Raw genomic sequence first — 20,902 nt, forward strand, 5'->3', positions numbered from 1 at the left:
TCTTTAATTCCTCCGCTCTGCGTTACTGAGGCAACGGCAGCTTTGATTGCGCAACGTGGGAGAGGAGGTTTTCCACGGATACGTGCATCACATCGGTAAAGGGCTTCGGATACAGGCCCATGAACAGCGTCAGTGCGGCGAGCACTGCCAGCATGCAAAATTCGCGGCGGCTGATGTCGAGCAGGCTCTTCACGTGATCGTTGGCGATCGCGCCGAAGTACACGCGCTTGTACATCCACAGCGTGTAGGCCGCGCCGAGAATCAGCGTGACGGCCGCGCCGCCGGCAATCCAGAAGTTGTACTGGACGGCCGCCAGAATCACCATGAACTCGCCGACGAAGCCGGAGGTGCCCGGCAAGCCGCAATTGGCCATGGAGAACAGCATGGCGAACGCCGCAAACTTCGGCATCACGTTGACGACACCGCCGTAATCGGCGATCTGACGCGAATGCATACGGTCATACAGCACGCCGATGCTCAGGAACATCGCGCCCGACACGAAGCCGTGCGAGATCATCTGCACGATCGCGCCTTCCACGCCGAGCTGGTTGAAGATGAAGAAGCCGAGCGTCACGAAACCCATGTGCGCGATCGACGAATACGCAACCAGCTTCTTCATGTCCGTCTGCACCATCGCCACGAGGCCGATGTAGATCACGGCGATCAGCGACAGCGTGATGACGACCGGCGCCAGAAAGTGGCTGGCGTCCGGCGTGATCGGCAACGAGAAGCGCAGGAAACCGTATGCGCCCAGCTTCAGCATGATCGCGGCCAGCACGACCGAGCCGCCGGTCGGCGCTTCCACGTGGGCGTCAGGCAACCACGTGTGAACCGGCCACATCGGCACCTTCACGGCGAAGGCCATGAAGAACGCGATGAATAGCAGCACCTGTGGCGTCATGGCGATCTGCGCATGCTGCCACGTGGCGAGGTCGAACGTGCCGGTCTGGATGTACAGGTACAGCAACGCGACCAGCATCAGCAGCGAGCCCATCAGCGTGTACAGGAAGAACTTGAACGCCGCGTACACGCGGTTCGCCCCACCCCACACGCCGATGATGATGTACATCGGAATCAGCGTCGCTTCGAAGAACACATAGAACAGCATGCCGTCGGCCGAGCTGAACACGCCGACCATGATGCCCGACAGGATCAGGAATGCGGCGAGGTACTGCGCCACGTTCTTCGTGATCACTTCCCACGCGGCGATCACGACGATCACCGTGATCAAGGCGGTCAACACGACGAACCACATCGAGATACCGTCGACACCCAGGTGGTACGTGATGTTGAAACGCTCGATCCAGTTGGCTTTTTCGACGAACTGCAGATCGGCGGTGCTCGAATCAAAACCGGTAATCAGCGGGATCGTCACGAGGAAGCTGACGACCGAGCCGATGAGCGCCATCCAGCGCGCGGGCCCCGGGTTCCGGTCGGAACCGATGGCGAGAACCAGCAGGCCGACGAGGATCGGTAACCAGATTGCGATACTGAGAATCGGATAAGCGTGCATTAGTGTCCCTCGCCTTATTTGCCGCCGAGCGTTACAAACAGGGTCAGGAGCCCCAACATGCCGATAATCATGGCGAACGCGTAGTGGTAGATGTAGCCGGATTGGAGGAAGCGGATCACGCCGGCGAACCAGCCGATAAAGCGTGCGCTGCCGTTGACGATGCCGTCGATCACCACGACGTCGCCTTCCTTCCAGAGACCACGGCCAATTGCCACGGCGCCCCGCGCGAACACCACGTCGTTGATCTTGTCCATGTAGTACTTGTTATCGAGCAACGTGTAGATCGGGCCGAACGCGCGCTTGATGACCGCCGGCAAATCCGGACGGATCAGGTACAGGAACCACGCGACCACCACGCCCGCGAGCGCGAGCCACACCGGCAGGCCCGTGACCGAGTGCAGACCCATCGACGCCCAGCCCTGGAACTCTTCAGCCATCTCATGCAGCGCCGGATGGTTCTCGCCGATGAAGATCACCTTGTCGAAAGCCACGCCGTGCTGGAAGAAGTCGCCGAACAGCATCGGGCCGATGCCGATCGCACCGATCACCACCGACGGGATCGCCAGCAGCACCAGCGGCAGCCACACCACCCACGGCGTTTCGTGCGGCTCATGAGCGTGGTCGTCGTGACCATGACCGTGGCCGTGCGCGTCGTGCGCATGGGCGGCGGCTTCAGCACCCATCGGCGATTCCGGATGCTTCGGATCGCGGAAACGCTCCTTGCCGTGGAACACCATGAAGTACATACGGAACGAATACAGCGCGGTCACGAAGACGCTCGCCACCACCGCGAAGTACGCGAAACCCGAACCCGGCAGATGCGACAGCTTCACTGCGTCGATGATCGAGTCTTTCGAATAAAAGCCCGAGAAGAACGGCGTACCGATCAGGGCCAGCGAACCGACCAGCGACGTGATCCACGTGATCGGCATGTACTTGCGCAGGCCGCCCATGTTGCGCATGTCCTGATCGTGGTGCATGCCGATGATCACCGAACCCGCGCCGAGGAACAGCAGCGCCTTGAAGAACGCGTGCGTCATCAGGTGGAACACGGCGACCGGGTAAGCCGACACGCCGAGCGCGACCGTCATGTAACCGAGCTGCGACAGCGTGGAGTAAGCCACCACGCGCTTGATGTCGTTCTGGACGATCCCGAGGAAGCCCATGAACAGCGCGGTAATCGCACCGATGACCGTCACGAACGAGAGAGCCGTATCCGACAGTTCGAACAGCGGCGACATGCGCGTGACCATGAAGATACCGGCCGTCACCATGGTTGCCGCGTGAATCAGTGCGGAAATCGGCGTCGGGCCTTCCATCGAATCCGGCAGCCAGACGTGCAGCGGGAACTGCGCCGACTTACCCATCGCGCCGATGAAGAGGCAGATACAGGCCACCGTCAGCAGACCCCAGTCCGTACCCGGGAAGGTCAATGCCGCGAGTTCGGTGCGCTTCGCAAACACGTCGCCGTAGTTCATCGAACCGGCGAACGCGAACAGCAGGCCGATACCCAGCAGAAAGCCGAAGTCGCCGATGCGGTTCACGATGAACGCCTTCATGTTCGCGTAGATCGCCGTCGGACGCGTGAAGTAGAAGCCGATCAGCAGGTACGACACCAGACCCACCGCTTCCCAACCGAAGAACAGTTGCAGGAAGTTGTTGCTCATCACGAGCATCAACATCGAGAACGTGAACAGCGAGATGTACGAGAAGAAGCGCTGGTAGCCGTCGTCGTCGGCCATGTAGCCGATCGTGTAGATGTGCACCATGAGCGACACGAAGGTCACCACGCACATCATCATGGCCGTCAGCGAGTCGACCAGGAAGCCGACCTCGAACTTCGTCTTGCCGATCGACATCCATTCGTAGACGGTCGCGTTGAAGCTCGCGCCGTCCATTACCTGGAAGAAGACGATGGCCGACAGGATGAACGAGATCGCGACGCCGAGGATCGTGACCGAATGCGCACCGGCTCGCCCTACCGCTTTTCCGAACAGCCCGGCAACCAGACAGCCGGCCAGCGGTGCCAGCGGGATCGCCAGCAGCAGGTTTTCATTGAGTATCGTGGACATAACCGCTTTTCCTGAAATTAACCTTTGAGCTGATCGAGATCCTCGACATTGATCGTGTCGAGACTACGGAACAGGGTCACCAGAATCGCGAGGCCAATTGCCGCTTCCGCTGCCGCAACCGTCAGCACGAAGAAGACGAAGATCTGGCCATGCACGTCGCCGAGATAATGCGAGAACGCGACGAAATTGGTGTTCACCGCGAGCAGCATCAGCTCGATCGCCATCAGGATGATGATGACGTTCCGACGGTTCAGGAAAATGCCGACGATGCTGATCGCAAACAGGATCGCGCCGAGGACAAGGTAATGGGCAAGGGTCAACATGATTTCTATCTCCTGTCCGCTCAGCTGTTCTTGGCTGGTGCCGAGTCGGCCGCTGCTGCTGCCGCTGCCGCGGCTTCTTCCGCCGCGACGGTAGCCGCGGTCTTTTCCGATTTCATCTTCACGACGCGCACGCGGTCTTGAGCGCGCACCTTGACCTGTTCGCTGACGTTCTGACGTTTGCTGTCTTTCTTGTGGCTCGTGGTCAGCGCGATCGCCGCGATGATCGCCACCAGCAGCACCAGACCGGCCACTTCGAACGCGAAGATGTAGTCGGTGTAAATGATCTTGCCGATCAGGCGCGTGTTCGACCAGTCGCCCATGCCGTTAGCGGCGGCCGTGGTGTCGCGCAGCGCCGTGGCGGTCGCGCCGTAGCCGTGCCACAGGATCAGCGCGGTTTCGATCACGATGATCGCGCCCACCAGCGTGGCCATTGGCACGAAGCGTTTGAAGTCTTTGCGCAGCACGTCGATATTGATGTCCAGCATCATCACGACGAACAGGAACAGCACCATCACCGCGCCGACGTAGACCAGCACCAGCAGGATTGCAAGGAACTCGGCCTGCAGCAGCATCCAGATCGCCGCTGCGTTGAAGAACGCCAGCACCAGAAACAGTGCGGACGACACCGGGTTGCGCGAGGTGATCACCTTCAGCCCTGAAACCACCAGGAGCAGCGCGAAGATGTAGAACAGTACGGTCGTGAATTCCATGATTACCGGTTCATCGTTAGGCCATCGTCAGGCATTGTTCTTTGGCACATGTGACTGGCATACCGCCAGAACAGCCGCACAGGTGCGCCGTGCCGCGGCGTTCAGGCCGCGGCGCCCGGCCCGACAACAGGCCGTGATTGCTGCATTTACTGCTGCATTGACTGCTTCAACTGAAGCGCTTCAACGATACGGTGCGTCGGCTGCCTTGTTCGCAGCGATCTCCGTCTCATAACGATCGCCAACGGCCAGCAGCATGTCTTTCGTGAAGTACAGGTCGCCACGCTTTTCACCGTGGTACTCGAGAATGTGCGTTTCGACGATCGAATCGACCGGGCAGCTTTCTTCGCAGAAACCGCAGAAGATGCACTTGGTCAGGTCGATGTCGTAGCGCGTCGTGCGGCGGGTATTGTCCGCACGCGTTTCCGACTCGATCGTAATCGCGAGCGCCGGACACACCGCTTCGCACAGCTTGCAGGCAATGCAGCGTTCTTCACCGTTTTCATAGCGGCGCAGCGCATGCAGGCCGCGGAAACGCGGCGAGATCGGGGTCTTCTCTTCCGGGAACTGCACGGTCACCTTGCGCTGGAACGTATAACGTCCGGTCAGCGCGAGGCCTTTGAGCAACTCCGTGAGGAAGAAGGTCTTGAAAAAATTTTGGATTGCGGTCATGGGTTCATCCGCCCTTTATTTCCAGATATTCAACGGCGACATGATCCAGAAGCCGACCACCACCAGCCACACCACGCAGACCGGAATGAAGATCTTCCAGCCCAGACGCATGATCTGGTCATAGCGATAGCGCGGGAACGTGGCACGCGCCCAGATGAACACCGACAACAGGAAGAAAACCTTGGCGACGAGCCATACGATGCCCGGGACAAACGACAGGAAGCCGAACGGTGCGCTCCAGCCGCCGAGGAACAGTGTTGCAGCCAATGCCGAGATCACGATCATGTTGATGTACTCGGCGAGGAAGAACAGCGCGAACGCCATACCCGAGTAATCGATCATGTGGCCCGCGACGATTTCCGACTCCCCTTCCACCACGTCGAACGGGTGACGGTTCGTTTCGGCGATGCCCGAGATGAAGTACACGACGAACATCGGCAGCAGCGGAAGCCAGTTCCACGACAGGAAGTTCAAGCCGTATGAAGCGAAGATGCCATGTTCCTGCGAAGCGACGATGCCCGACAGGTTCAGCGTGCCGGCGGTCATCAGCACGACGACGAGCGCGAAGCCCATCGAAATTTCGTACGACACCATCTGGGCCGCGGCCCGCATGGCGCCGAGGAACGCGTACTTCGAGTTCGACGCCCAGCCGGCCAGGATCACGCCGTACACGCCGATCGACGAGATCGCCATCGCGTAGAGCAGACCCGCGTTGATGTCGCCGAGCACCGCGCCTGCCTGGAACGGAATCACCGCCCATACGGCAAAGGCCGGTACCACCACCATGATCGGCGCGATCATGTAAATCCAGCGGCTCGCCTGCGCGGGCTGAATCACTTCTTTCAGCAGCAGCTTCAGCACGTCGGCGATCGGCTGCAAAAGACCCGCGGGACCGACGCGGTTCGGGCCGAGACGCACATGCATCCAGCCGATCAGCTTACGCTCCCACAGAATCAGGTAAGCCACGCACAGCAGGATCACGACGGCCACCACCAGGATGCGCACCAGTGCCCACACCGTGGGCCATGCCACACCGAGAAGCTGGGTGCCGCCCGAGTTGATCGTATCGAACAAGCTCATTTACGCCTTCTCCACCACCAGTTCACCGAACAGGCTGCCCAGCGCTGCACCGGCCGGCGTAGCCGCCGATACGCGGACGACCGTCTCCGCAAGATTCGCGTCGCGCACGGCCGGCAACTGCACCGATTGCTCGCCCTGGCGCACGCGCACCGCGTCGCCTTCCTTCAAACCCAGTGTGTCGAACAGCGCAGCCGGCAGACCGACCGTGTTCGCTGCCCGGGCCGCCGCGGTCAGATGCAGCGACTCCGCGCGACGCACCAGCGCGTCGGCGTGATAGATCGGCACATTCGCAATGCGCTCGAACTTGCCTTGCGCCGCCTTCACCGCCTTGCCGCGCGCAACCGTGACGCCGGTCTTGTTCGACAGACGCGAGTTCAGTTCGCCGTCGCCGAGAGCGGCCGTGCGCACTTCTTCCGACGTGTCGAATTCAAAGCCCGGCACGCCCAGCAGGCTGCCCAGCACACGCAGTACCTTCCATGCCGGACGCGTGTCGCCGAGCGGACGCACGACGCCGTTGAACGTCTGCACCGTACCTTCGGCGTTGACGAACGTACCGGCGGTTTCCGTGAACGGCGCGATCGGAAGCAGCACGTCGGCGTATTCGGCGCCGGTCTGGAACGGCGACAGCACGACCACCATTTCAGCCTGCTTCAGCGCGGCCACAGCCTGCGCCGGGTTAGCCGTGTCGAACTCCGGCTCGACGTTCAGCAGCACATAACCCTTGCGCGGCTGCTCGAACACTTCGCGAGCGTTCAGACCGCCCTCGCCCGGCAATGCATCTACCAGATGCGCGCCGACCGTGTTGGCCGCTTCCGTGAGGAAGCCCAGCGTCGCGCCCGTCGCGTCCGCGATCCATTGCGCCGCGGCGTGGATGAGCGCGAAATCCGGATGACGGACCGCGCCGTTGCCCAGCAACACGAGGCGGCGTTCGCCCGTGGCGAGCGACTTCGCGACTTGCTTGTTCGCATCCGTAGGCTGCGTGCCGGCGAAAGCTGCCGGCAGCGCGACGCCATTGGCTTCCGACACTGCGCCGGCAATGCCAGCCAGCGCGTCGAGCCATGCGGACGGGGCGGCAACCACGCGCTGCGCTTGCGGAATCAGCGCGTCGTCATTCGTGGACTGCACCAGCGTGAGCTTCGCGCCGCCCTTGGCAGCTTGACGCAGACGCGCGGCGAACAGCGGATGGTCGCGGCGCAGATCCGAGCCGATCACCAGCGCGGCGTCGACGTTCGACAGATCGGCGATGGCGGTGCCGAGCCACGGCGCGCCATTGACCGGCGCGGAGAAATCCGACTGACGCAGACGGAAGTCGACGTTAGGCGTGCCGACCGCTTGCGCCAGTTGCTTCAACAGGAACAGTTCTTCGACCGTGCTGTGGGCGCTGCCGAGTGCGGCCAGCGCGTTCGCGCCGTGGTCGCCCTTGATACCCTTCAAACCCTTCACCACGTATTCGAGCGCGGTTTGCCAGTCGGTCTCGACCCACTTGCCGCCTTGCTTGAGCATTGGCTGCGTCAGACGCTCGGGGCTGTTCAGCCCTTCGTACGAGAAGCGGTCCTTGTCCGAAATCCAGCATTCGTTGATGGATTCGTTTTCGAACGGCAGCACGCGCATCACGCGATTGTTCTTCACCTGCACCACGAGGTTCGCGCCGACGGAATCGTGCGGGCTCACCGACTTGCGGCGCGACAGCTCCCACGTGCGGGCGCTGTAACGGAACGGCTTGCTGGTGAGCGCACCGACCGGGCACAGATCGATCATGTTGCCCGACAGTTCCGAGTCCACCGTCTTGCCGACGAACGACGTGATTTCCGAATGCTCGCCGCGGCCCAACATGCCGAGCTCCATCACGCCGGCCACTTCCTGGCCGAAACGCACACAACGCGTGCAGTGAATGCAACGCGACATTTCTTCCATGGAGATCAGCGGGCCGACGTTCTTGTGGAACACCACGCGCTTTTCTTCGCTATAACGCGATGCCGACTTGCCGTAACCCACGGCCAGATCCTGCAACTGGCACTCGCCGCCCTGGTCGCAGATCGGGCAATCCAGCGGGTGGTTGATCAGCAGGAATTCCATCACGGCTTGCTGACCCTTCACCGCCTTGTCCGACTTGGTGCGCACGATCATGCCGGCCGATACCGGCGTGGCGCATGCGGGCACCGCCTTCGGCATCTTTTCGACATCGACCAGACACATCCGGCAGTTGGCCGCAATCGACAGCTTCTTGTGATAGCAGAAGTGAGGAATGTACGTGTCGACCTTATGCGCAGCCTGGATCACCATGCTGCCTTCAGGCACCTCTACTTTCTTGCCGTCTATTTCAAGTTCAACCATGATGGTCAATCTTCCTTAACCTGTTACCGCTCAATCGTTCGCCTGTTCATCGCCCGTTTCAGGCGATGAATCCCGCGGTTGACGTGTTCTGGTGTGTGCCCGTTCTACGTACTTATTCGCGTGCTCAGGCAGCCACTGTTTCCGACGCCGCTGCTGCGCCGGCATGGCCGCCGACGAGGCAATGCTTGTGGGCGACGTGGTATTCGAATTCGTCCCAGTAGTGCTTGAGCATGCCGCGAACCGGCATGGCCGCTGCATCGCCGAGCGCGCAAATGGTACGGCCCATGATGTTTTCAGCGACTGAGTTCAGCAGATCCAGATCTTCCGGACGGCCGAGCCCATGCTCGATACGATGAACGACGCGGTACAGCCAGCCCGTGCCTTCGCGGCAAGGCGTGCATTGACCACACGATTCTTCGTAATAGAAATAAGACAGACGCAACAACGAGCGCACCATGCAGCGCGTTTCGTCCATGACGATGACCGCGCCGGATCCGAGCATCGAGCCTTGCTTGGCGATCGAGTCGTAGTCCATGTCGGTCTGCATCATGATGTCGCCCGGAATGACCGGCGCCGACGAGCCGCCAGGAATCACGGCCTTGATCTTCTTGCCGCCGCGCATGCCGCCGGCGAGTTCCATCAGCGTGGAGAACGGCGTGCCGAGCGGGATTTCATAATTGCCCGGACGTTCGACGTCGCCAGCGATCGAAAAAATCTTCGTGCCGCCGTTGTTCGGCTTGCCGATCTCAAGGTAATTCTGCGGACCGATTGCAAGCAGGAACGGCACTGCGGCAAACGTCTCGGTGTTGTTGATCGTGGTCGGCTTGCCATACACGCCGAAGCTCGCCGGGAACGGCGGCTTGAAACGCGGCTGGCCTTTCTTGCCTTCCAGCGATTCGAGCAGCGCGGTTTCTTCGCCGCAGATATAGGCGCCGTAACCGTGGTGCGCATGCAGTTCGAACGAGAAGCCCGAACCCATGATGTTCTCGCCGAGGAACCCCGCACGGCGTGCTTCGTCCAACGCTTGTTCAAAGCGTTTGTAGACTTCCCAGATTTCGCCGTGAATATAGTTGTAGCCGACCGTAATGCCCATCGCGTACGCGCCGATGGCCATGCCTTCGATCAGCGCATGCGGATTGAAGCGCAGAATGTCGCGGTCTTTGAACGTGCCCGGTTCGCCTTCGTCCGAATTGCAGACGAGGTACTTCTGACCGGGGAACTGACGCGGCATGAAGCTCCACTTCAAGCCGGTCGGGAAGCCCGCACCGCCTCGACCGCGCAGACCCGAGGCCTTGACGTCGGCAATCACCTGCTCGGGCGGAATCTTCTCTTCCAGAATACGGCGCAACTGGGCGTAACCGCCGCGCGCTACATAGTCTTCGAGATGCCAGTTATCGCCGTTCAGGCCGGCGAGAATCAGCGGTTTGATGTGACGATCGTGTAAACACGTCATTTCGAAAGTTCCTCGAGCAGCTGGTCGATCTTCGCGCGGCTCATGAAGCTGCACATGCGATGGTTGTTCACCAGCATCACCGGCGCGTCGCCGCACGAGCCCATGCACTCACCTTCTTTCAGGGTGAACTTGCCGTCGGGCGTGGTTTCGCCGAAGTCGATGCCGAGCTTCTGCTTCAGATATTCAGCCGCGCTGTCCGAGCCGCCGTCCGGGCCAAGCTGACACGGCAGGTTCGTGCAGAGCGTGATCTTGTACTTGCCGACCGGCGAGGTCTCGTACATCGTGTAGAAGGTAGCCACCTCCTGCACGGCGACTGCCGGCATGCCGAGATAGTCCGCGACGAACTGCATGAGTTCGGGCGACAGCCAGCCATGCTCTTCCTGAGCAGTGGCCAACGCCGACATCACGGCGGACTGTTTCTGATCGGCGGGATACTTCGCGATCGCACGATCGATTTCTTTCAGGCCTTCAGCTGAGATCATTTTCAGACACGACTCTTTCAATTCCTACCGAACGAAAACCCGTCGCTCACATCAGGCTGCGACAGACCCGGCGTTCCTTTGCTTGACGCGCGCTTCGATGCAAGCTGAAGGCACGCGCCGATGAATACGTCCTAGCGATCCACTTCGCCGAACACGATGTCCTGCGTACCGATGATCGTCACGGCGTCGGCGATCATGTGACCGCGCGCCATTTCATCGAGCGTGGACAGGTGGGCATAGCCCGGCGCGCGGATCTTCAGGCGATACGGCTTGTTCGCGCCGTCGGAGATCAGATAGATGCCGAATTCGCCCTTCGGATGCTCGACAGCGGCATACGCCTCGCCTTCCGGTACGTGGAAGCCTTCCGTGAAGAGCTTGAAGTGGTGAATCAACTCTTCCATGTTCGACTTCATGCCCACGCGCGATGGCGGCGCAACCTTGTGATTGTCGATCATCACCGGGCCTGGATTCTTACGCAGCCACTCAACGCACTGTTTCACGATGCGCGTGGATTGGCGCATTTCTTCGACGCGAACCAGATAGCGGTCGTAGCAATCGCCATTCACACCGACCGGAATGTCGAAATCGAGCTTGTCATAGACTTCATACGGCTGCTTCTTGCGCAGATCCCACTCGATGCCCGAGCCGCGCAACATGGCGCCGGTCATGCCGAGGTTCAGCGCACGTTCCGGGCTGACCACGCCGATACCGACCAGACGTTGCTTCCAGATGCGGTTGTCGGTGAGCAGCGTTTCATACTCGTCGACGCACTTCGGGAAACGCGTGAAGAAGTCGTCGATGAAGTCGAGCAGCGAACCCTGGCGGTTCTCGTTCATCTTCGACAATGCCTTCGCATTGCGAATTTTCGATGCCTTGTATTGCGGCATGGCGTCAGGCAGATCGCGATAGACGCCGCCCGGCCGATAGTAAGCTGCGTGCATCCGTGCGCCGGAGACCGCTTCGTACACGTCCATCAGGTCTTCACGCTCGCGGAACGCGTACAGAAACACCGCCATCGCGCCGACGTCGAGCGCATGCGCGCCGATCCACATCAAGTGGTTCAGCACGCGCGTGATTTCGTCGAACATGACGCGAATGTATTGCGCGCGCACCGGCACGTCGATGCCGAGCAGCTTTTCGATCGCCATCACATAGCCGTGCTCGTTCACCATCATCGACACGTAGTCGAGACGGTCCATGTAGGGCACCGACTGGATGAATGTTTTGGTTTCGGCGAGCTTTTCAGTCGCGCGATGCAGCAGGCCGATGTGCGGATCGGCGCGCTGGATGACTTCGCCGTCGAGTTCGAGCACGAGGCGCAGCACACCGTGCGCTGCCGGGTGCTGAGGGCCGAAGTTGAGCGTGTAGTTCTTGATCTCTGCCATGGCGTTCTCTTAGTGTTTCAGACCGCCATAGCGATCTTCGCGGATCACGCGCGGCGTGATTTCCCGAGGCTCGATCGTCACAGGCTGATAGACGACGCGCTTCTCTTCCGGGTCGTAACGCATTTCGACGTAGCCGGAGACAGGGAAATCTTTACGGAACGGGTGACCAATGAAACCGTAGTCGGTCAGGATACGGCGCAGGTCCGGGTGGCCTTCGAAGACGATGCCGTACAGGTCAAATGCTTCGCGCTCGTACCAGTTGACCGAATTCCAGATTTCGACAACAGACGGCAGGATCGGCACTTCGTCGTCCGGTGCGAACACGCGCAGACGCAGACGCCAGTTGTTCTGCACCGACAGCAGATGCAGAACGGCCGCAAAACGCGGGCCTTCGTAAGCGCCGTCGGCGTAGGTTTGATAGTCGACGCCGCACAGATCCACGCATTGCTCGAAACCGAGCGAGCGGTCGTCGCGCAGACGGGTTGCCACATTGAGGTAGTCGCCAGCCTTCACGACGATCGTCAACTCACCGATTGCCTCGGTAGTGCTCTGCAGGAGGCCGCCAAAGGCCGCCTCGAGGTTCGCTTTCAGGGTCTCGAGTTTGCTTGCCATATTGTGGGGGAGGCGTTGGCCTTATTGACGGGCGATTGTGTTGGTGCGGCGAATCTTGGCCTGCAACTGGATCACGCCGTACACCAGCGCTTCAGCCGTAGGCGGGCAGCCCGGCACATAGACGTCGACCGGCACGATCCGGTCGCAGCCGCGCACCACCGAATACGAGTAGTGGTAATAGCCACCGCCGTTCGCGCACGAGCCCATCGAGATCACCCAGCGCGGCTCGGCCATCTGATCGTAGACCTTGCGCAGCGCCGGCGCCATCTTGTTGCACAGCGTGCCGGCGACGATCATCACGTCCGACTGACGCGGACTCGGACGAAACACCACGCCAAAACGGTCGAGGTCATAACGGGCAGCACCCGCATGCATCATCTCGACCGCACAGCACGCAAGACCGAACGTCATCGGCCACAACGAGCCGGTGCGCGTCCAGTTGATCAGTTTGTCAGCTGTGGTGGTGACAAACCCTTCCTTCAAGACCCCTTCGATACTCATTTGCTTTCCACTCCAGACGGGGTGGCAAGCCTTGGCCACCCGCGCAAACCGGCGATTAATCCATCATTCCCAGTCGAGGCCGCCCTTCTTCCAGATGTAGGCAAAGCCCAGCAGGAATTCGAGCAGGAAAATCATCATCGCCATGAAGCCGGGCCAGCCGATGTCGCGCAAGGCAACGCCCCACGGGAACAAGAACGCGGTTTCAAGATCGAAAATGATGAAGAGAATGGCGACGAGGTAGTAGCGCACGTCGAACTTCATGCGCGCATCTTCGAATGCTTCGAAGCCGCACTCGTACGGTGCGTTTTTCTCGGTATCAGGCTTATTGGGACCAAGGATCTTGCCGATACTGACCAGTGCTACGCCTAAACCGGTGCCCACTACAAGGAACAACAAGACGGGGAAATAGGCTGCGAGGTTCAAGACAGTCCTCAATCGGTTGGGTTCTGAGTGCCGTCAGGAGCATAGCACTCCTGACGCGAAATCACTTCCGAAACGCACATGTCGCAAGCCCAACGCAAGCCGCACGCCAGAAGTGAAAATGCCAGCCGAAGCGAAGCAAGCGGCTGGCATTTAGATAACATTTTGGTGCCGACGGCGAGACTCGAACTCGCACAGCTTTCGCCACTACCCCCTCAAGATAGCGTGTCTACCAATTTCACCACGTCGGCACTGCATGCAATCCGGGAAAACAACTTATAAAACCCGCGAATCGCTTCAAGACTTGAATTATAACTGGTCTAAACAGTTTGTTCAACGCACAAAAGCACGTTGAACGAAAATTTATTTCGGTACGTCGGTTGCGGGAACGGATGCAGCCGATGCCGGCAAAACCGCCGAGCCACCCGCCGGTGCCGAAGCAGCAGAAGCCGCGACCGGCGCAGTCACAGCCGCGCCCAGCACGCCTGCGGAGGGTTTCGCACGATACGCGCCGAGGTAAGTGAGCGTCAGCGTGGTGACAAAAAACACCGCCGCGAGAACCGCCGTAGTGCGTGACAGAAAGTTTGCCGAACCGGTCGCGCCGAACAGACTGCCCGATGCTCCGCTGCCAAAAGCCGCGCCCATATCGGCGCCTTTGCCGTGTTGCAGCAAGACGAGGCCGATAACCCCGAGTGCCGACAACAGCTGAACGACGATAATCAATGTTTTCAAATACAGCATCACACTCACCTGAGTCTTTATTTAACCGCGCCACACGCTACGTGTTGCACGGGATGGGGTCATCCTCGCCAAGGCGCCCTGCTCAACCGGCGACGCTCGTTGCGGCAGCCGCCTTGCAGATCGCCAGGAAATCCTGGTCTTTCAACGACGCGCCGCCGATCAGGCCACCGTCGATATCCGGCTGGCGGAACAATTCTTCCGCGTTATCCGGCTTCACGCTGCCGCCGTACAACAGCGGCACATCCGCCACCGCCGCGCCCTTTGCCGCCAGACGCGAACGCAAAAACGCATGAACCGCCTGCGCCTGCTCCGAACTCGCGCTCTTGCCGGTGCCGATCGCCCAGACCGGCTCATACGCGACGACAATCCGCGCCGCCTCCTGCACCGACAATTTCGCCAGCACTTCGTCCAGTTGCGCGCCGACTACCTGCTCGGTCGAACCGGCTTCGCGCTCTTCAAGCGTTTCGCCGACGCAGACGATCGGCGTCAAACCCGCCTCCAGCGCACGCTGTGTTTTCACCGCGACCAGCTCGGCGCTTTCGCGATGATAGGCACGGCGCTCCGAGTGCCCGACGATCGCGAGCGTGGCGCCGAACTCCACCACCATCGGCGCGGCCACTTCACCGGTGTAGGCGCCATGCGTGAACGCTGACACGTCCTGCACGCCCCACACGACCCGGCTGCCTTCCAGCAACGACTGAGACTGCGCGAGATACAGACTCGGCACGCAGACACCGACGCGCACGTCGGCCGGCAATGCGCCCGCTCCTTTCGCCACCGCCTGCAACAGCGTGGCATTCTCGGCGAGGCGCCCGTGCATCTTCCAGTTACCGACTACCAGTTTGGCTCGTTGTTTCGACATCGTCTCGTCTTGTCTTGGCGGCGGACTTCGTTTGCGCTTACAGCCCACCTTTCGGATTCATGCGGCGTGCGCAAAACGCGCAATTTTACTGCGTGGGGTGGATCGGGTCAAACCGACCGTGTCAAGCGTCCTGACCCCAAGACAGTACGATCTTGCCGACGTGCGTGCTGCTCTCCATCAGCGTATGGGCGTCGGCCGCTTGCGCGGCCGGAAACACGCGATGCACCACGGGCTTGATGCGCCCGCCTTCGAGATGCGGCCAAACCCGCTCTTTCAGTTGCGCGGCGATCTTCGCCTTGAATTCTATCGGCCGCGGACGCAGCGTCGAACCCGTCACCGTCAAACGGCGGCGCAGCACTTCGTTCAGGTTCAATTCCGCTTTCGCACCGCCCAGCAAGGCGATCAGCACGATCCGTCCGCCATCCGCCAACGCCGTCAGCTCACGCGACACATAACTGCCCGCCACCATGTCGAGCACCACGTCGACGCCGCGATCGTTGGTCAGCGACTTGATCACTTCGACGAAATCTTCGGTCTTGTAGTTGATCGCCCGCTCGGCGCCCAACGCCTCACAGGCGCGGCACTTCTCGTCCGACCCGGCGGTCGCGAACACGCGAAAACCGAGCGCATGCGCAATCTGGATCGCCGTCACGCCGATGCCGCTGGAACCGCCCTGCACCAGCAGCGTTTCGTTCGGCGCGCCTTCGCCCTTGCCGAGCTGCGCACGGTCGAACACATTGCTCCACACCGTGAAGAACGTTTCGGGCAACGAAGCCGCCTCGACATCCGACAGGCCCGCCGGCACCGGCAGACACTGCAGCAGCGGCGCGACCGCATATTCCGCATAGCCGCCGCCCGCCAGCAATGCGCACACCCGATCGCCGACTTTCAGGCCAAACGGATTGTTCTTCGCGTCGATCGTCCCGCCGACGATTTCGCCCGCCACCTCCAGCCCCGGCAGATCCGACGCGCCGGGCGGCGGCGCATAGCCGCCTTTGCGCTGAAACACGTCCGGACGGTTGATGCCGGATGCGGCCACCTTGATCAGCACCTCACCCGCTGCCGGCTGCGGCGTCGGCCGCTCAGCCAGTTTCAGAACGTCCGGTGCACCGAATTCGGTGATTTCGATCGCTTTCATCTGCGTCAACTCCAAGATTGGATTGCGTTGCATGCCGGCATGAACAAACAGAGTACTCGCTTGTGTGCCCCGAGAGGATTTCCTTCGAGGCGCCCGCCTGCAGCGCAATTCACCTGAACCCTTCATGAAAAACGGCCGGCGCGCGTTCGCGCTGCCGGCCGTTGCCCCGCTACCGCATTACTGCTGCGGCGTCGGTTCGCCTTGCGGCGCGCCGTTCGCGGCGTCGTTCAGCAACGCCTTGGCCGACAAACGCACGCGACCCTTTTCGTCCGTCTGGATGACCTTGACCTTCACCTGCTGGCCGTCCTTCAGATAGTCGTTGATGTCCTTGATACGCTCGTTGGCGATCTCGGAAATGTGCAGCAGACCGTCCTTGCCCGGCAGGATGTTCACGATCGCACCGAAATCCAAGAGCTTGAGCACGGTGCCTTCGTACACCTGACCGACTTCGACTTCCAGCGTGATGTTCTCGATACGCTTCTTCGCTTCGGCCATGCCTTCGCTGCTCGTGCTGGCGATGGTGACGACGCCGTCGTCCGAAATATCGATCGTCGTGCCGGTTTCTTCGGTCAGCGCGCGGATCACCGAACCACCCTTGCCGATCACGTCGCGGATCTTTTCCGGATTGATCTTGATGGTGATCATGCGCGGTGCGAACTCCGACAATTGCGTGTTCGCGCCGGAGACAGCCGAGGTCATCTTGCCGAGGATGTGCAGACGGCCTTCCTTCGCTTGCGCGAGGGCGACCTGCATGATTTCCTTGGTGATGCCCTGGATCTTGATGTCCATCTGCAGCGCGGTCACGCCTTGCTCGGTGCCCGCCACCTTGAAGTCCATGTCGCCGAGGTGATCTTCGTCGCCGAGGATGTCGGTCAGCACGGCAAACTTGTTGCCTTCCAGGATCAGGCCCATGGCGATGCCGGCGACGTGCGCCTTCATCGGCACGCCGGCGTCCATCAGCGCGAGGCAGCCGCCGCACACCGAAGCCATCGACGAGGAACCGTTCGATTCCGTGATTTCCGACACGACGCGAATCGAATAGCCGAATTCCTCGGCGCTCGGAAGGCACGCAGCCAGCGCGCGCTTGGCCAGACGGCCGTGACCGATTTCACGGCGCTTCGGCGAACCGACGCGGCCCGTTTCGCCGGTCGCGAACGGAGGCATGTTGTAGTGGAGCATGAAGCGTTCGCGGTACTCGCCTTCGAGCGCGTCGATGTTCTGCTCGTCGCCCTTCGTGCCGAGCGTCGCCACTACCAGCGCTTGCGTTTCGCCGCGCGTGAACAGTGCCGAGCCGTGGGTACGCGGCAGCACGCCGGTACGGATTTCGATCGGACGCACGGTACGCGTGTCGCGGCCGTCGATACGCGGCTCGCCGTTCAGGATTTGCGTACGGACGATCTTCGCTTCGATATCGAACAGCACGTTGCCGACGGTTGCCTTGTCGGCCGCCACCGTGCCGCCTGCAGCCGCGTCTTCTTCCAGCTTCGCCGACGTAGCTGCGTAGATTTCCTTCAGCTTGGCCGAACGGGCTTGCTTGTCGCGCAGTTGATAAGCGGCGAGCAGATCGGCTTGCGCCAGTTCCGTCACGCGAGCGATCAGCGGCTCGTTCTTCGCCGCCGGTTGCCAATCCCATTCCGGCTTGCCGCCTTCGCGGACCAGATCGTGGATCGCGTCGATCGCGATCTGCATTTGCTCATGGCCGAACACCACGCCGCCGAGCATCACTTCTTCGCTCAGTTGCTGCGCTTCCGATTCCACCATCAGCACCGCGCGTTCCGTACCGGCGACGATCAGGTCGAGCGCCGATTCCTTCATTTGCGGACGCGTCGGGTTCAACACGTATTCGTTGTTGATATAGGCCACGCGCGCTGCGCCGACCGGGCCGTTGAACGGCAGACCGGACACGGCGAGCGCCGCCGACGCGCCGATCAGCGCGGGAATGTCGGCGGGGATTTCGGGGTTCAGCGACAGGACGTGGATCACGACCTGGACTTCGTTGTAGAAGCCTTCCGGGAACAGCGGGCGCAGCGGACGGTCGATCAGGCGCGAGATCAGCGTTTCGCCTTCCGACGGACGGCCTTCGCGGCGGAAGAAGCCACCCGGGATCTTGCCGGCGGCGTAGGTCTTTTCGAGGTAGTCGACGGTCAGCGGGAAAAAGTCCTGGCCCGGCTTGGCCGTCTTGGCGCCGACCACGGTGGCCAGCACCACGGTATCTTCGACGTCGACGATCACGGCGCCGCTCGCCTGGCGAGCGATTTCGCCGGTCTCGAGGCGGACCTTATGTTGTCCCCACTGAAATTCTTTGACGATCTTATTGAACATAGTCATTGCTTTTCCTCTTCGTAATGCCGCGCGAACCAGAAGCGGCGCGGCAACGCCAGGACCGGCGCCGCATGGGAAGAGTAGTGTTATGCCATTCCAGAGAACCACGCTTGATGTTGAGTACGCGCGCGAACCGCTGGAATGACACAAAGCTCCGCCCTGAAGCCCGGCCATGATTCTCTTTTGCTGCTTGCTCTACTGCTGCTTTACTACTGCTTGCCGCTCCCGCCGCATGAATCCTGCACGCCGCCGCGGAGAACAGCCGGCGCGCATCACATGAAGCGCACCGTGCAAAAACAAAATGCCTGTATCAGCGGAACTGACACAGGCATCTTGCTGAACGACTGGCCGATTACTTACGCAGACCCAGCTTCTCGATCAGTGCGCGGTAACGATCCGCGTCCTTACCCTTCAGGTAGTCGAGCAGCTTGCGACGGCGGCTCACCATGCGCAGCAGACCGCGGCGGCTGTGGTGATCTTTCGTGTGTGCCTTGAAGTGAACGGTCAGTTCGTTGATGCGGGTCGTGAGCAGCGCGACCTGAACTTCGGGGGAGCCGGTGTCGTTAGCTGCGCGTGCGAATTGCGCGACGACTTCGGACTTCTTGCTTGTTTCAACTGCGGACATGTCGATTTCCTTAAGAACTAGACAGGCGGTCACGGAAGAAAGGCCGTGCCGTGGGTTACCCGTGTGCTTCACATGCCTTGAACAAAGGCCTGCCTCACAACGGGACGCGTATTGTAGCACAGCCGTTTGCGGCCGCGAACCCTGCTGTGCCGGGCGATGACGCGTCCCGCCTGCGTCATGGCCGTTTCATCTTGCACACCGTCGGCGGGATCGCACGCTCGGGCGGCAACGCCAGCACCGTGCGAAAACCATAGCCGGAGCCTTCGTTATCGAAATGCACACCCGGCGTGCCGGCTTTGTCCATTTCCATCACGTAAAGGGGCTGGATAAGTTGATGGTCGTCGGCGCGCATCCGCGAGGCGTGAAAGCCGTTGTCGAACTTGATCCCTTCCAGGGCTCGCGCCACGGCGGCCGGGTCGGCGCTGCCGGCGCGGGTCATCGCGGCGGCCAGGGTTTCGATCATCAGCGGCATGCGCAGCACCGGGTAGTCGTCCTGTGCGGCCGGGAAACGGGCCCGGAAGGCGGCGTACCACGCATCGGAGGCCGCGCCGCCGGCGTTCGGGTGCCAGTCGGCCACCGCGATCACGTGACCGACGCCGGCGTCGCCCAAGGCGGCGGGCGCGCCGAGGCTGTTGCCGTAGAACGTATAGAACGTCGTGTCCAGCCCCTGTTCGCGCGCGGCCTTGACGAGCAGCGTCAGGTCGTTGCCCCAGTTGCCCGTGATCACGGCGTCCGCCCCGCTCGCGCGGATCTTCGCGACGTACGGCGCGAAGTCTTTCACGCGGCCGATCGGATGGAATTCGTCGCCGACCACGGCGATGTCCGGCCGCTTCGTCGCCAGCGCCGAACGCGCGAGACTGCTCACGTCGTGTCCGAAGCTGTAGTCCTGGTTCAGCAGATAGACCTTCTTCACCGCCTTGTCGCGCTGGATCACGTCGGCCAGCGCGTCCATGCGCATGCCCGCGTGCGCGTCGAAGCGGAAATGCCAGAAGCTGCAGCTGGCGTTGGTCAGCGCCGGGTCGTCGGCGGAATAGTTGAGGAACAGCTCGCGGTTGCCCGGTTCGCGGCTGTTCTGCTTGTCGATCGCGCCGATCAGCGCGGCGGCGACCGCCGAGCTGTTGCCTTGCATGATGTAGCCGATATGGCGGTCGGCGGCCGCGCGCAGTTGCGTGAGCGCCTCTTCGGTGCCGCCCCTGCTGTCGAGCACGACCAGTTCGAACGGATGCGCGCCGTCGGCGAGCTTGACGCCGCCGCGCGCGTTCACCTGCTCGACGCCAAAGCGCAGATTGCGCTCGACCGCCGCGCCCGCGTTGGCGAACGGGCCGGACATGCCTTCGATCAGCGCCAGCTGGATCGGCGTGCCGGTGGGCTTGCCGGTGGGCTTCGCCGCGGCGTTAGCTACGGGATTGACTGCGCCATTCGCTACGGGGTTCGCTACGGGATGCGCCGCGGGACTAGCTGCGGCATTCGCTGCCAGGCCAGCCGCCGGGTTAGTCGCCGTCGCGGCCGCCGCGTACGCCGCCGCGGCCATCGAAATCGCTGCCAGCGCCACTGCCGCCGTCCGTTGCCACTTCGCCATCGTCATCGCCCCGCCTGATTGGTGAAAGCGCGGATCATAGGTGGTTCGGCACGGAATAAGCAAGCCGGCGCAACCGTTACC

19 protein-coding genes and 1 tRNA gene are annotated in these 20,902 nt (G+C 61.5%); all 20 read right to left on the reverse strand.

Annotated features, from left to right (window positions below; genetic code table 11):
- Window positions 1-22: 22 nt before the first annotated feature.
- The 20 genes from CJU94_RS18480 to CJU94_RS18575 all read right to left on the reverse strand — a co-directional run bounded on the left by CJU94_RS18480 (window position 23) and on the right by CJU94_RS18575 (window position 20,827).
- Entirely contained in the window at window positions 23-1,513 is a 1,491-nt protein-coding gene (locus CJU94_RS18480) for an NADH-quinone oxidoreductase subunit M (RefSeq protein WP_095419932.1), read from the reverse strand.
- Window positions 1,514-1,527: 14 nt separating this feature from the next.
- Window positions 1,528-3,585: an NADH-quinone oxidoreductase subunit L gene (gene nuoL, locus CJU94_RS18485; protein ID WP_095419933.1), complete on the reverse strand. Its 2,058-nt coding sequence runs from the start codon at window positions 3,583-3,585 to the stop codon at window positions 1,528-1,530.
- A 17-nt stretch (window positions 3,586-3,602) separates the two neighbouring features.
- Entirely contained in the window at window positions 3,603-3,908 is a 306-nt protein-coding gene (nuoK, locus tag CJU94_RS18490) for an NADH-quinone oxidoreductase subunit NuoK (protein WP_006052894.1), read from the reverse strand.
- Window positions 3,909-3,928: 20 nt separating this feature from the next.
- Window positions 3,929-4,618 carry an NADH-quinone oxidoreductase subunit J gene (locus CJU94_RS18495; protein WP_095419934.1) on the reverse strand — a complete coding sequence of 230 codons (690 nt, stop codon included), beginning with the start codon at window positions 4,616-4,618 and terminating at the stop codon, window positions 3,929-3,931.
- Between the two features lie 180 nt (window positions 4,619-4,798).
- On the reverse strand, window positions 4,799-5,287 hold the full coding sequence (nuoI, locus tag CJU94_RS18500) for an NADH-quinone oxidoreductase subunit NuoI (protein WP_007175608.1): 489 nt from the start codon (window positions 5,285-5,287) through the stop codon (window positions 4,799-4,801).
- A gap of 15 nt (window positions 5,288-5,302) precedes the next feature.
- Entirely contained in the window at window positions 5,303-6,367 is a 1,065-nt protein-coding gene (gene nuoH, locus CJU94_RS18505; protein WP_095419935.1) for an NADH-quinone oxidoreductase subunit NuoH, read from the reverse strand.
- Window positions 6,368-8,701, reverse strand: a complete 2,334-nt coding sequence (gene nuoG / locus CJU94_RS18510; protein ID WP_095419936.1) for an NADH-quinone oxidoreductase subunit NuoG — start codon at window positions 8,699-8,701, stop codon at window positions 6,368-6,370.
- Between the two features lie 124 nt (window positions 8,702-8,825).
- A complete protein-coding gene (nuoF, locus tag CJU94_RS18515) occupies window positions 8,826-10,154 on the reverse strand; it encodes an NADH-quinone oxidoreductase subunit NuoF (RefSeq protein ID WP_095419937.1) in 1,329 nt (442 codons plus the stop codon).
- A complete protein-coding gene (nuoE, locus tag CJU94_RS18520) occupies window positions 10,151-10,636 on the reverse strand; it encodes an NADH-quinone oxidoreductase subunit NuoE (RefSeq protein ID WP_007175612.1) in 486 nt (161 codons plus the stop codon). The genes nuoF and nuoE overlap by 4 nt, the downstream gene beginning before the upstream one ends.
- Window positions 10,637-10,767: 131 nt before the next feature.
- On the reverse strand, window positions 10,768-12,021 hold the full coding sequence (locus tag CJU94_RS18525) for an NADH-quinone oxidoreductase subunit D (RefSeq protein ID WP_011487495.1): 1,254 nt from the start codon (window positions 12,019-12,021) through the stop codon (window positions 10,768-10,770).
- 9 nt (window positions 12,022-12,030) lie between these two features.
- Window positions 12,031-12,633 (reverse strand): NADH-quinone oxidoreductase subunit C, encoded by a 603-nt coding sequence (locus CJU94_RS18530; RefSeq protein WP_095419938.1) that lies wholly within the window; start codon window positions 12,631-12,633, stop codon window positions 12,031-12,033.
- A 21-nt stretch (window positions 12,634-12,654) separates the two neighbouring features.
- The gene (locus tag CJU94_RS18535) at window positions 12,655-13,134 is read right to left on the reverse strand and encodes a NuoB/complex I 20 kDa subunit family protein (protein WP_006052903.1); all 480 of its coding nucleotides are present in this window, start codon (window positions 13,132-13,134) and stop codon (window positions 12,655-12,657) included.
- A 63-nt stretch (window positions 13,135-13,197) separates the two neighbouring features.
- Window positions 13,198-13,557, reverse strand: a complete 360-nt coding sequence (locus CJU94_RS18540) for an NADH-quinone oxidoreductase subunit A (protein ID WP_013339872.1) — start codon at window positions 13,555-13,557, stop codon at window positions 13,198-13,200.
- A gap of 163 nt (window positions 13,558-13,720) precedes the next feature.
- A tRNA-Leu gene (locus CJU94_RS18545) sits at window positions 13,721-13,805 on the reverse strand.
- A 112-nt stretch (window positions 13,806-13,917) separates the two neighbouring features.
- Window positions 13,918-14,295 carry a preprotein translocase subunit SecG gene (gene secG, locus CJU94_RS18550; protein ID WP_095419939.1) on the reverse strand — a complete coding sequence of 126 codons (378 nt, stop codon included), beginning with the start codon at window positions 14,293-14,295 and terminating at the stop codon, window positions 13,918-13,920.
- Window positions 14,296-14,377: 82 nt separating this feature from the next.
- Complete coding sequence (gene tpiA, locus CJU94_RS18555) at window positions 14,378-15,157, reverse strand: triose-phosphate isomerase (protein WP_095419940.1); 780 nt, start codon at window positions 15,155-15,157, stop codon at window positions 14,378-14,380.
- 121 nt (window positions 15,158-15,278) lie between these two features.
- On the reverse strand, window positions 15,279-16,295 hold the full coding sequence (locus CJU94_RS18560) for an NAD(P)H-quinone oxidoreductase (RefSeq protein ID WP_095420430.1): 1,017 nt from the start codon (window positions 16,293-16,295) through the stop codon (window positions 15,279-15,281).
- A gap of 177 nt (window positions 16,296-16,472) precedes the next feature.
- A complete protein-coding gene (pnp, locus tag CJU94_RS18565; RefSeq protein ID WP_095419941.1) occupies window positions 16,473-18,623 on the reverse strand; it encodes a polyribonucleotide nucleotidyltransferase in 2,151 nt (716 codons plus the stop codon).
- Between the two features lie 346 nt (window positions 18,624-18,969).
- On the reverse strand, window positions 18,970-19,242 hold the full coding sequence (rpsO, locus tag CJU94_RS18570; RefSeq protein ID WP_011487489.1) for a 30S ribosomal protein S15: 273 nt from the start codon (window positions 19,240-19,242) through the stop codon (window positions 18,970-18,972).
- Window positions 19,243-19,417: 175 nt separating this feature from the next.
- Complete coding sequence (locus CJU94_RS18575; protein WP_095419942.1) at window positions 19,418-20,827, reverse strand: branched-chain amino acid ABC transporter substrate-binding protein; 1,410 nt, start codon at window positions 20,825-20,827, stop codon at window positions 19,418-19,420.
- Window positions 20,828-20,902 lie beyond the last annotated feature (75 nt).

Origin of the sequence: Paraburkholderia aromaticivorans (assembly GCF_002278075.1) — a bacterium.
GTDB lineage: Bacteria > Pseudomonadota > Gammaproteobacteria > Burkholderiales > Burkholderiaceae > Paraburkholderia > Paraburkholderia aromaticivorans.